Here is an 11,801-nt window from a genome sequence, read left to right on the forward strand (position 1 = left end):
ATGTTCCAAGCCGCCTCGTCCCCCGCAAGAGCAGCAAGGTCCTGGATCGTCTCCCCCGCTCCCTCCGCCCCCCGCGGTTCCTGGTGGGAGGGTCCGTGACGAACTCGCTCCACCCGAACGGGCCCCGCCGAACGCCGCTCCCCCCGGCGGAGCGGCCGGTGGAGGAAGTGCCGACCTCGCGCTCAGCCCCGAGCCGACCGTCCGACCGGACTTCGAAGCCGGCCGGCACCACGGCCGTCACCGCCGCCGCCACCCAGCCCGGCAAACCGCGCGACGCCTTCTTCGACAACGCCAAGTACCTGGCGATCGTGCTCGTGGCCATGGGCCATGCCTGGGAACCGCTGAAGGGTCAAAGCCGCGTCCTCGAAGCCGCGTACATGGTCGTGTACGCCTTCCACATGCCGGCGTTCATCATCATCTCCGGCTACTTCTCCCGCAGTTTCGACATGCGCGCCGACCGGCTGAAGCGGCTCGTCACCGGTGTCGCCGTGCCGTACGTCGTCTTCGAAGTGGCGTACGTCCTCTTCAAGCGCTGGGCCGACGACGATCCGTCGCTGCCGGTCAGCCTGCTCGACCCCTGGTTCCTCACCTGGTTCCTGTGCGCGCTGTTCATCTGGCGGCTGACGACGCCGCTGTGGAAGCTGGTCCGCTGGCCGCTTCCGCTCGCGCTCCTCGTGGCCATGCTCGCGACCACCTCACCGTCCATCGGTGACGACCTGGATCTGCAGCGGACGCTCCAGTTCCTGCCGTTCTTCGTGCTGGGCCTGTGCATGAAGCCCGAGCACTTCCAGCTGGTGCGCCGCCGCGAGGTGCGCATCCTGTCGGTGCCGGTGTTCGCCGCCGCGCTGGTCGTGAGCTGGTGGGCGGTACCGCGGATGAACCCCGGCTGGTTCTACCACCGCGACAGTGCCCAGGAGCTGGGTGTCCCCTGGTGGGTCGGCCCCGTGATGGTGCTCGCCCTCCTCGGCTGCTCGCTGGTGCTGACCGCGTGCTTCTTCGCCTGGGTGCCGCGCCGCAGGATGTGGTTCACGGCGCTCGGCGCGGGCACGCTGTACGGCTATCTGCTGCACGGTTTCCTGGTCAAGGGCGGCGACTACTGGGGCTGGTTCGACCACAAGTGGCTGCACCGGCCGCTCGGCGAGATCTTCGTGACCCTCGTCGCGGGTGTGGCCGTCACCCTGCTGTGCACGGCGCCGGTCCGGCGGGTCTTCCGCTTCGCGATGGAGCCCAGCATGGAGTGGGCGTTCAAGCGGGACGCCACGGAGCTGGCCCGCGAACGGGCCAAGACCCCGGCGTAGCCACCGTCAGTCCGGCGTAACCACCGCCGACCCGCCATGGCCACCGTCAGCCCGGCGGCAGTCCCAGCAGCGCCCGCATCGCGGCGTACTTCTTGGTCAGCCGCGCGCGGGTGTGCTCGTCGAGGACCGCGAGCCGGGCCGGATCGGCGTTGTGCGCCAGGTCCGAGGCCTTGACCACGAGAGCTCCCGGAGTCGTACGAATGCGTTTCGCGTACGACTCCGGGGGCTCTCCCTCGCGTTTGGTCAGCGCCAGCACGATGTCCTTCGTCCGCCCGGTCAGCGCGGCCTCGCGCAGCCAGTCCTCGGAGAGCACGTCGTCCTCGACGGCGTCGTGCAGCCAGGCCGCCGCGATCTGCTCGTCGTCGCCCCCGCGCTCACGGACCCCGTCCGCGACTGCCTGCAGGTGCTCGGCGTACGGCCGCCCCGCCTTGTCGGTCTGGGCGGCGTGCGCCGCACGGGCGAGGGCCTCTATTTCGGCCAGGGTCAGGAGAGTCTGCGTCACTCCTCCAGTGTCTCCCGCCGCAGCGCCGCGCGGGTGGGGACGGTGACCGCCGTCAGACCGAGCATGACAACCGCCCCGGCGAAGGACCCTCACAAAAAGGGCGGGATGTACGGCCCGTGCCCGGACGCGGGGAACTGCGCGACCAGCCCCCACCGGCCCGCAGCAAGCCGGCGGCCGAACCCAGGGCCGTCGTCAGCGGGTTGCCGTGGGGCCTTCTCGGCAGATCAGGAGGAGGGCCCGGTCGTCGTTGACGTCCTTGGCGACCGCCTCGATGAGGTGCCACGCGGCGCCGTGGAAACCGCCCGCGACATAGCGGTCGGCCTCGCCGGTGAGGCGGTCGATGCCCTCGACGATGTCACGGTCGGAGGTTTCCACCAGACCGTCCGTGAAGAGCATCAGGACGTCCCCGGGCCGCAGAGAACCCTTGACGGGGTCGAACTGGGCACCGTCGTAGACCCCGAGGAGCGGACCCTCCGCGGCCTTCTCCTCCCAGCGCCCGCTGCCCGCGCTGAGCTGAAGGCCCGGCGGGTGCCCGGCGGAGAAGAGTTCGTAGTCGCCGGAGTCCAGCTCCAGGACCAGGTGGATCGACGTGGCGAAGCCCTCGTCCCAGTCCTGGCGCAGGAGGTAGCCGTTCGCGGCGGGGAGGAAGGCGTGGGGCGGGAGCGATCCCAGGAGACCGCCGAAGGCCCCGGAGAGGAGCAGTGCGCGCGACCCCGCATCCATGCCTTTTCCGGACACATCGGTCAGGACGACTTCGAGGGTTCGGCCGCCGTTCGTACGTGCGGCCACGACGAAGTCCCCCGAGAACGACTGACCGCCCGCCGGGCGCAACGCCATCTCCCGGTGCCAGCCCAACGGCAGGCTCGGCAGCTTGCTCTGCACCCGGATGCGTTCGCGCAGGTCGAAGAGCATGGTGCCACCGCGCCGCCAGGGCACGCCGACCCGGCTGCGGAACTGGGCGATCAGCAGGCCGAAGAAGCCGCAGGCCGCGACCACCAGGACCACGCCCGGGGTGACCCGGGAGGGGCCCTCGGTGTACGGGCCCAGCTTCACGGACTCCACTATCAGCGCGGTGGCGGCGGCCGCGTACAGGCCGAGCAGGCTGGCAGGGCGCAGAAGAAGGCCGCCCGCGACGATCGGCAGGACCAGCGCGGCCGGAGAGCACCAGACCGAGTTCATCAGTGTCGTGGCCGCGATCACGGGGATGGTCAGCAGCAGACCGGCCAGTGCGATCCAGTCCGAACCGTCACCGCGGAAGTAGTCGACGGCGGATCTGCGCACGCCGATGCGAGCCCGGTGCCACTGCTTCTTCAACCGGGCTGTGAACGTCTCGGCTTCCGCGCGCCGCACTCGTCCTGCTGCCATTAGTTCGGGACCCTATCCATCGGACCAGGTGCTTGGCACGGGAGGTCCCACTTGTCCCCCGTCCGAGCGCTCAACATCACAGTGAACGGCGCCTCCGCATGTGGGGGAAATTCCCTCGCTCGTACCGCATTGCCCTGGTAGGCATGGCGTATGACGACTGACCTGCGGGTGCTGCGGCAGCCCGAGTGGAACACGTGGTACGACAGCCTGGTCCGCGCGTTCGGGGGCGTACCGGAGTCGTCCGAGGAGCGCGAAATGATGAACGCGCTCACAGAGTACGACCGTTCCCTGGGGATCTGGGACGGCGACCAGTGTGTGGGCACCTCGGGGGCGTTCTCCTTCCGGGTCACCGTCCCCGGCGGCGCCTCCGTACCGGCCGCGGGCATCACGATGGTGAGCGTCGCTGCCACCCACCGGCGGCGCGGGCTGCTGAGGTCGATGATGCGGCGGCAGCTGGACGACATCCGCTCATGGGGCGAACCGCTGGCCGTACTGACCGCGTCGGAACCGGTGATCTACGGCCGGTTCGGCTACGGCATCGCGACCCACCAGTACAACGTCGAGATCGACACGACCCGGGTACGACTGTCCGTACCGCCCGGCACCGATGACGTACGTCTGCGGTACGCCGCGCCGGCCGACGTACTCGACGCCTGCGAGGCGGTGTACGCGCGGCTGGTCCCGGGTCGGCCCGGCATGCTGGCGCGGCGGCCCGGCTGGGACCGGGCGATGCTGCTCGACCCGGAGAGCGAGCGGGACGGCGCGTCGCCGTTGCAGTGCGTGGTCGCCGAGCGGGACGACGAGGTCGTCGGTTTTGCCCGGTACCGGATCAAGCGGGACGGCGACCACCGCGGGGCCGGGTTCACCGTCCGCCTCGACCAACTGGAGGCGCTCGGCCCGGAAGCGCACGCGGCGCTGTGGCGGTTCCTCTTCGAGATCGACCTGACGTCCACGGTGCACGCCTACGGCCGCCCCGTCGACGAGGCGTGGCAGTACATGGTGTCCGACATCCGCCGCTGCGCGGTGCGGATGCGGGACGCGTTGCACGTGCGGCTCGTGGACGTCGGTGCCGCGTTGGAGGCGCGGACGTATCAGGCGCCGGTGGACGTGGTGTTCGAGGTGGAGGACGTGTTCTGCCCCTGGAACGAAGGGCGTTGGCGGCTCACCGGGGACACCAAGGGCGCGACCTGTGTGCGTACGCCGGACGCCGCCGATCTCGCGCTGTCCGTTCGGGAGTTGGGGGCGGCGTATCTCGGCGGGGTGTCCCTGGCCTCGCTCGCGGCGGCGGGGCGGGTGCGGGAGCTGCGGCAGGGGGCGCTCGCGGAGGCCTCGGTGGGCTTCTCGTCGACGGTCGCGCCCTGGTTGCCGCACGGGTTCTAGCCCCCCGGGGGGGCGAATCCGGTTCAGCGGTTCTGGCAGGTCGGGCACCAGAAGAGGTTGCGGGCGGCGAGACCGGCGGTGCGGATCTCGCCGCCACAGATGTGGCAGGGCAGGTTGGCCCTGCGGTACACGTACACCTCGCCGCCGTGGTCGTCCACGCGCGGTGGGCGGCCCATGGCCTCCGGGGTGTGTTCCGGGCGGACGGTGTCGATGCGGTTGTTGCGGACGCCCTCGCGCATGAGTGCCACCAGGTCCGTCCAGATCGCGTCCCACTGCGTCGGGGTGATGTCCTTCCCCGTGCGGTACGGATCGATGCCGTGCCGGAAGAGGACTTCTGCGCGGTAGACGTTCCCGACGCCCGCGATGATCTTCTGGTCCATGAGGAGCGCGGCGATCGTCGTACGGCTGCGGGAGACGCGGCGGTACGCCGCCGACGGGTCCGCGTCGGCGCGGAGGGGGTCCGGGCCGAGGCGGGCGTGTATCGCCTGCTTCTCTTCGTCCGTGATCAGGGCGCAGGTGGTGGGGCCGCGGAGGTCGACGTACGAGGTGGCGTTCGCGAGGCGGAGGCGGACCGTGTCGGTGGGGGGCGGGGCGGGGGCGTCGCCGAAGTTCACCTTGCCGAAGAGGCCGAGGTGGATGTGGATCCAGTCGGCGGCGCGGAAGGCGAGGAAGAGGTGTTTGCCGTGGGCGTCGGCGTGTTCGAGGGGGGTGCCGTCGAGGAGGGCGGCGGCGTCGGTGAACTTGCCCTGGGGGCTGGTGACGCGGGTGGGCCCGCCTGCGAACCTGGCCTGGTAGTCCTCGGCCAGCCGGTGAATCGTGTGCCCCTCGGGCACGGGGTCCTCCTCGTGCGGCAGTGTCTTCTACGGCGCGGACGGCTCGGGGAGGGGTGTCTCGCCCCCGCCGCCCCTACCCGTCCCATCCCTCTGGGGCTCCGCCCCAGCCCCCGCCAGGGGCGCTGCGCCCCCTGGACCCCAGCATCGGCCTGAACGGCCTCGTCCTCAAACGCCGGACGGGCTGAAGATACGGCCCGACCGGGGCGGGTGGGGCATCGGCCTCCAGGCTCGTCCCGGAACGCCGGACGGGCTGAACATGCGGCCCGGCCAGGGCGGGTGGGGCATCGGCCCCCAGGCTCGTCCCGGAACGCCGGACGGGCTGAAGATACGGCCCGACCGGGGCAGGTGGGGCATCGGCCCCCAGGCTCGTCCCGGAACGCCGGACGGGCTGAACATGCGGCCCGACCAGGGCGGGTGGGGCATCGGCCCCCAGGCTCGTCCCGGAACGCCGGACGGGCTGAACATGCGGCCCGACCGGGGCAGGTGGGGCATCGGCCCCCAGGCTCGTCCCGGAACGCCGGGCAGGCTGAAGGCTTTCAGGGGCGCGGGGAACTGCGCGACCAGCCCCCACCGGCCCGCGGCCGAAGAACTTCGGGCGGGCGGGGATCCGGGGCGCAGCCCCGGTCCCGTAGGGACGCGGGGAACTGTGCGAGCACCCCCCCACCCGCAGCCGAGGACTCAGGCCTGCTGGGGGTGGTGGGGTGGGACGGGCGGGAGGTCGCCGGTCTTCTCGTAGGCCGAGAGCATGTCGATGCGGCGGATGTGGCGCTCGTCACCGGAGAAGGGCGTGGAGAGGAACACCTCCACGAACTTCGTCGCCTCCTCCTCGGAGTGCATACGCGCACCCACCGCCACCACGTTGGCGTTGTTGTGCTGGCGGCCCAGCGACGCCGTCTCCTCGCTCCAGGCGAGCGCGGCACGGACCCCGTCCACCTTGTTCGCCGCGATCTGCTCCCCGTTGCCGGAGCCGCCGATCACGATGCCGAGGGCCTCGGGGTCGGCCGCCGTACGCTCCGCCGCGCGGAGGCAGAACGGCGGGTAGTCGTCCTGGGCGTCGTAGATGAGGGGCCCGCAGTCGACGGGCTCGTGCCCGGCGGCCTTGAGCCACTCGACGAGGTGGTTCTTGAGTTCGAAACCGGCATGATCGGAGCCGAGATACACGCGCATGGTCCGAGTGTGACACGGCTGTTTCGGATCGGCCTCGCCGGGTGCCGCCAGCGAAAACTGTGAGCAGGGCTACAAACCTCAAGGAAACCTCAAGTAACGATCCGGATTCAAAGGTTCACGAATTCCTTTGCCTCCGATTCACTGGACCGGCTCGTTACAGGGTCCCTACAAGGACTCGCTCGGGTCCGTACACCGCTCGTACGGAAATCTGCTCACCCGGCGCAAAGGAATCCCCCTCATGACCTCGCAGCCGACCCCCACAAAGGCCGCAAGCGGCCACGGAGGCCCCGGAGAACCCGGTTCAGGCCTCCAGGCCGGACTCAAGAACCGCCATCTGACCATGATCGCCATCGGTGGCGTCATCGGAGCCGGCCTCTTCGTGGGCTCCAGCTCCGGTATCGCCACCGCGGGCCCCGGAATCCTCCTCTCCTACGCCCTCGTCGGCACGCTCGTGGTGCTGGTGATGCGGATGCTGGGCGAGATGTCCGCCGCGAACCCGACCTCCGGTTCGTTCTCCGCGCACGCGGACCGCGCGCTCGGGCGCTGGGCCGGTTTCTCGATCGGCTGGCTGTACTGGTTCTTCTGGGTGGTCGTGCTCGCCGTCGAGGCGACCGCGGGAGCCAAGATCCTCGAAAGCTGGATGCCCGGCGTACCGCAGTGGGGCTGGGCGCTCATTGTGATGATCGTGCTCACCGCGACCAACCTGGTCTCCGTCGGCTCCTACGGTGAGTTCGAGTTCTGGTTCGCCGGGATCAAGGTCGTGGCGATCGGCGCGTTCATCATCGTCGGCGCGCTCGCGATCTTCGGCGTGCTGCCGGGTGTCGACGCCCCGAAGGCCGGCCTGGGGAATCTGAGCGACCACGGCGGCTTCCTGCCGCACGGGCCCGGCGCGATCCTCACCGGTGTGCTCCTGGTCGTCTTCTCCTTCATGGGCAGCGAGATCGCGACCCTCGCCGCCGGTGAGTCCGAGGACCCGCAGCGGGCCGTCACCAAGTCCACCAACAGCATCATCTGGCGCATCGGCGTCTTCTACCTGGGCTCGATCCTCGTGGTCGTGTCCCTGCTGCCGTGGAACGACCCCTCCATCAAGGACAAGGGCTCCTACGTCGCCGCCCTCGACTCCCTCGGTATCGCGCACGCCGGTCAGATCATGAACTTCATCGTGCTGACCTCCGTGCTGTCCTGCCTGAACTCCGGGCTCTACACGGCCTCCCGGATGGCGTTCTCGCTCGGCGAGCGCGGCGACGCGCCCAAGGTGTTCGCGAAGACCACCTCGCGCGGTGTGCCGATGGCCGCGATCGTCGTCTCGGTCGTCTTCGGCTTCGTCGCCGTCTTCTTCAACTACAAGTTCCCGGACTCGGTCTTCCTCTTCCTCGTCAACTCCTCCGGCGCGGTCGCCCTGTTCGTCTGGCTGGTCATCTGCTTCTCGCAGCTGCGGATGCGGAAGATCATCCAGCGCGAGTCGCCGGAGAAGCTGGTCGTGAAGATGTGGCTGTACCCCTACCTGACCTGGGCGACGGCCGCACTGATCGTCTTCGTCCTCGGCTACATGCTGACCGACACGGAACACGACGGACGCGAGACCGTACTGCTGTCGCTGCTCGTCGCCGCGATCGTGCTCGTGATCGCCTTCGTGAAGCAGAAGCTCGGCGGCTCCGCGGCGACCGAGCCGGCGGGCGTCAGCGCGCCGGTGGGCGCCGGGGAACCGGTCGACGCCACGTCGGAGGCCTGAGCACCCGGACGCCGAATCCGGCGGAATCGGTAACGGGGAGGGGCCCGGCGGTCTTCCTGCTGCTGGTCGCCGGTGTCGTCCTCGGTTCCGTGGTCATCAAGCGGGCCGGCCGCCGTGCCTTCCGCGGCCGGCGTCCCGCCGGGGCCGGTCTTCGCGGGTATTCGGCTTGGGGGGGGGCGGGGGGCGGCAGCTGCCGCCGGGCCCCTCCCCATCTGTTCACAGGGGCGTGAAGCTCTTTTTGACCTCGTCGTAGACGGGGAGCGCGGTCGCCTCGATGTCGGGGTGGTACCAGGTGCTGATCTCGTACGACGTGCCGCCGGAGCGGAAACCGAGCAGTCGGACGTGCCAGAGCCGGTCCCTGGCCGTGACGGTGTACTCCCACACGACCGCGGGCGCGCCGCGGAACGTGGTGCGCTCCAGGCGGATCCTGCGGTAGTTGCGGCCCTTGCTGGTGCCCACCTCCGCCTGCTGCCACTGCGCCAGCAGATCACCCCGGGCCGGGGTCGCGTTGGCCACGATCTCCTGCGCACGGTCGGGCGAGGTGTAGTGCACCTCGGAACCGCTCTCCGCCACCCGCTGCCAGCCCTGCGGCGGCACCCACGCGTACAGCCCGGCCTCCTTCCGGGCGCCCGCCGGCAGGCTCGGCGGGCGTGATGTGCCTTCGACGGTGGGGGGTGGGGAGGAGGGGCCGGTGGATGAGGTCTGCGCGGAGTTCGGTGACGTCGACGAGGCCGATGGTGAGGTCGAGGCGGAGGCGGAGGTAGAGGTAGAGACGGACGCGCCGGTCGTGTCGTGGGAGGAGCCGCCGGTCTGCGCCATGACGAGCCCGACGACGGTTCCCACGATCACCACACCACCGGCGGCCGCCAGGCCCATCCGGCGCCGGCCCCGGCGTGGGACGGAGGGCACCGCGGGGCCGGGGAGTTCGCCCGGCGGCATGACCACCGCGCGGGAGACCGTGGTGTGCGTGGCGAGGGAGGGGGGTTCGGGAAGCGCCGGGGGTGCGCTGGGCTCGGGGGCGGGTTTGGGGACGGGGGCGGGTGTGGGTGTGGCTTCAGGGGCGAGTTGGGGGACGGCGGCGGGTTTGGGTGTGGCTTCAGGGGCGGGTTGGGGGACGGGGGCGGGTGTGGGTGTGGCTTCAGGGGCGAGTTGGGGGACGGGGGCGGGTTTGGGCGTGGGTGTGGTTTCAGGGGCGGGTTGGGGGACGGCGGCGGGTTTGGGCGTGGGTTCGAGGGCGGGCGTGGGTTCGACAGTGGGTGTGGGTTCGGGCGTTGGATCGGGTGTGGGGGCGGGCTCCGGGATGGCGTCCTGTACGGGGTCCGTCTCGGAGTCCGGTTCCGGGGTCGGTTCGGGGTCCCGCTGGGGCGGGGGGTGTTGCGCGGCGCGTATGAGGCTCACGTCCAGGAGCGCGCGCGTGGGCGACTCCTGATGGAACGGGGGGACGGGGGGCGGCGCGGATTCCGGTGTCTCCGGCATCTCCGGCGCATCCGGAGCCTCAGCCGTCCCTCCCACCACTGGCGTCTCGGATGCCTCTGGTGCCTCCGGTGCCTCCCGCGTCTCTGACGCTTCCGATGTCTCCTGTGTCCCTGGCGCTTCCGGTGCTTCCGGTGCTTCCGGTGCTTCCGGTGCTTCCGGTGCTTCCGGTGTTCCCTCCGCTGGTTCGGGTACGGGCCCCGCTTCCGGGGATTCGGTCTCTTCCGGTCGGGGGAACGCGATCGGGCGCAGCGCCGTCTCCAGCTCCTCCAGACCCGGTCGGGTCGACGGCTCCTTCTCCAGCAGGGCGGCCAGGATCTCCCCCAAGTCACCGACTGTGGTGGGGAGTTCGGGCTCCTCGTACAGGACCGCATGCAACGTCGCCAGGGTGGTCGAACGGGAGAACGGAGAGCGGCCGCCGAGGGCCGCGCAGAGCGTCGCGCCCAGGGACCAGACGTCGGACGGCGGGCCCTGGGGGCGTCCGGAGACACGCTCGGGTGCCATGTAGTCCGGGGAGCCGACCAGCATCCCGACCATGGTGAGCGCCTCCGCGTCCTGGAGCGCGGCGATGCCGAAGTCGGTGAGGACGACCCGATGGCCCCGCCGCTCGACCAGGACGTTGCCCGGCTTGATGTCCCGGTGCAGTACTCCCCCGGCGTGCACCTGGCGCAGCGCCGCGACCAGTTCGAGCCCGATACGGGCCGCGGCGGGCGGGTCGAGCGGTCCGTCCTCGACCACGAGCTGTTCGAGGGAGCGGCCGGCGACGAGTTCCATGACGATCCACAGCCGCTCGCCCTGGTCCACGACGTCGTAGATGCGCACGACATTGGGATGGTCGATCCGGGCCGTGGCCCTGGCTTCGCGCAGGGTGCGTTCGCGGCGGGTTCGAGTGTCCTCCGGGTCGAGTCCGTCGATCCGCATTTCCTTGACGGCGACCTGCCGGTCGAGCATTTCGTCGGTGGCCCGCCACACCCGCCCCATTCCCCCCTGGCCAATACTCTCGGCCAGCCGATATCGACCCGTCACCAATAATCCCGGAACACCGCCACTCGCATTCCCCGTCAAACCCCTGCACCCCCTCAACACCCGCCACAATCGTCCGCCACAGGAGAAACACAATGGTCACACTTCATGCCGTACCAGCATAGTGCGGAGAAATCTTGTGGTACCTCTTCAAGTACTGCGAATTCAGGCGCAGCCAAGGGGGGCGAACATGAGTTCTCGTCACACGACGACCATCGCGGGATCGCTGCTCACGGCATCTTTCTCGGCCGTGATGATCCTTTCCTTCACCGCCGTCGCGGACGACCAGGGACCGGGGAGCAGCAAGGGGGGAAAGGCCGTGGACCCGGCACCGGCGGGCGTCAAGCTGACCACGTCGCTGCCCGAGAAGATCTCGGTGGACAACAGCACGCACGAAACGGCGCTGACCGCCACGGTGAAGAATGAGGGAACCAAGGACAGCGGAAAGATCCGGCTATTGGTGGTCGGATTCGACGGCCTGAAGGTCAAGAGCGTCAAAGGCTGTTCCGTCATGGCGGACAAGGATCTGCCCAAGGGTTCGAACAGTGGATTCGTGTGCGATGTCGGCAATCTCGCGGCCGGAAAGTCGCAGTCGTACGCCGTCGCCGCGACCTTCGATCTGAGCAAGACCGGAAAGATCTGCCTGCCGGTGCAGGACAGCGACGGAAAGAAGACGTTCTGGCAGCAGGGCCCGGTGCCCTTCGGTACGACGAACCCGTCGCCGAACGCGCCGGCCACTCCGCTGCTGCTCGACACCGAGAACAAGCCGGTGACACCCGGCGGCGACCAGTTGCCCAAGACCGGCGCCGGGAGTGACCTTCTGCCGCTCGGCGCGGCGGGGGCGGCCCTCGTCTCCGTCGGGGCGGCGGGGATGTGGTGGGCCCAGCGGCGGCCTCGCCGGCATCCGCAGTCGTGACGGGGTGGGCCGGGACGCCGGAGGCCTTCCACGGAGGTCCTGAGCAGAGTGAGGGCTGTCGTCATCTCGCCTGCGGCGCGGGTGAGATCGCGGTAGATGCGGGAGGCCTCCA

At 70.2% G+C, this 11,801-nt stretch carries 9 protein-coding genes; 4 read left to right on the forward strand and 5 right to left on the reverse strand.

Annotated elements, in window-relative coordinates:
* Positions 1-95 precede the first annotated feature (95 nt).
* Positions 96-1,298 (forward strand): acyltransferase family protein, encoded by a 1,203-nt coding sequence (locus ABZ656_RS14770; protein WP_101405167.1) that lies wholly within the window; start codon positions 96-98, stop codon positions 1,296-1,298.
* Between the two features lie 46 nt (positions 1,299-1,344).
* Here the strand turns inward: ABZ656_RS14770 and ABZ656_RS14775 are convergent, their stop codons facing one another.
* Together ABZ656_RS14775 and ABZ656_RS14780 are read right to left on the reverse strand one after the other, a co-directional pair.
* Entirely contained in the window at positions 1,345-1,800 is a 456-nt protein-coding gene (locus ABZ656_RS14775) for an HD domain-containing protein (RefSeq protein ID WP_360267965.1), read from the reverse strand.
* 192 nt (positions 1,801-1,992) lie between these two features.
* Positions 1,993-3,165 carry a PP2C family protein-serine/threonine phosphatase gene (locus ABZ656_RS14780; protein ID WP_101405166.1) on the reverse strand — a complete coding sequence of 391 codons (1,173 nt, stop codon included), beginning with the start codon at positions 3,163-3,165 and terminating at the stop codon, positions 1,993-1,995.
* Between the two features lie 150 nt (positions 3,166-3,315).
* Between ABZ656_RS14780 and ABZ656_RS14785 the strand changes: the two genes are divergently transcribed.
* Positions 3,316-4,545 (forward strand): GNAT family N-acetyltransferase, encoded by a 1,230-nt coding sequence (locus ABZ656_RS14785; protein ID WP_101405165.1) that lies wholly within the window; start codon positions 3,316-3,318, stop codon positions 4,543-4,545.
* Between the two features lie 23 nt (positions 4,546-4,568).
* Here the strand turns inward: ABZ656_RS14785 and ABZ656_RS14790 are convergent, their stop codons facing one another.
* Positions 4,569-5,378, reverse strand: coding sequence for a DNA-formamidopyrimidine glycosylase family protein (locus ABZ656_RS14790; RefSeq protein ID WP_360267969.1), 810 nt, complete (start codon positions 5,376-5,378; stop codon positions 4,569-4,571).
* A gap of 678 nt (positions 5,379-6,056) precedes the next feature.
* The gene (locus ABZ656_RS14795) at positions 6,057-6,545 is read right to left on the reverse strand and encodes a ribose-5-phosphate isomerase (RefSeq protein WP_067370189.1); all 489 of its coding nucleotides are present in this window, start codon (positions 6,543-6,545) and stop codon (positions 6,057-6,059) included.
* A 238-nt stretch (positions 6,546-6,783) separates the two neighbouring features.
* Here ABZ656_RS14795 and ABZ656_RS14800 point away from each other — a divergent pair, with 238 nt between their 5' ends.
* Complete coding sequence (locus ABZ656_RS14800; protein ID WP_360267973.1) at positions 6,784-8,277, forward strand: amino acid permease; 1,494 nt, start codon at positions 6,784-6,786, stop codon at positions 8,275-8,277.
* A 216-nt stretch (positions 8,278-8,493) separates the two neighbouring features.
* Here ABZ656_RS14800 and ABZ656_RS14805 read toward each other — a convergent pair whose 3' ends face one another.
* Entirely contained in the window at positions 8,494-10,779 is a 2,286-nt protein-coding gene (locus ABZ656_RS14805; RefSeq protein WP_360267976.1) for a protein kinase, read from the reverse strand.
* 184 nt (positions 10,780-10,963) lie between these two features.
* On the opposite strand from ABZ656_RS14805, the gene ABZ656_RS14810 reads away from it, so the two are divergent.
* Positions 10,964-11,689, forward strand: a complete 726-nt coding sequence (locus ABZ656_RS14810; RefSeq protein WP_360267979.1) for an LPXTG cell wall anchor domain-containing protein — start codon at positions 10,964-10,966, stop codon at positions 11,687-11,689.
* The last annotated feature ends 112 nt before the right edge of the window (positions 11,690-11,801 follow it).

This window comes from Streptomyces sp. NPDC007095 (assembly GCF_040634475.1).
Lineage (GTDB): Bacteria > Actinomycetota > Actinomycetes > Streptomycetales > Streptomycetaceae > Streptomyces.

Coding starts and splice junctions, on each gene's coding strand:
- ABZ656_RS14780 (WP_101405166.1), bottom strand. CDS start 3,165: ATGGCAGCAGGACGAGTGCGGCGCGCGGAAGCCGAGACGTTCACAGCC.
- ABZ656_RS14785 (WP_101405165.1), top strand. CDS start 3,316: ATGACGACTGACCTGCGGGTGCTGCGGCAGCCCGAGTGGAACACGTGG.
- ABZ656_RS14795 (WP_067370189.1), bottom strand. CDS start 6,545: ATGCGCGTGTATCTCGGCTCCGATCATGCCGGTTTCGAACTCAAGAAC.
- ABZ656_RS14800 (WP_360267973.1), top strand. CDS start 6,784: ATGACCTCGCAGCCGACCCCCACAAAGGCCGCAAGCGGCCACGGAGGC.
- ABZ656_RS14810 (WP_360267979.1), top strand. CDS start 10,964: ATGAGTTCTCGTCACACGACGACCATCGCGGGATCGCTGCTCACGGCA.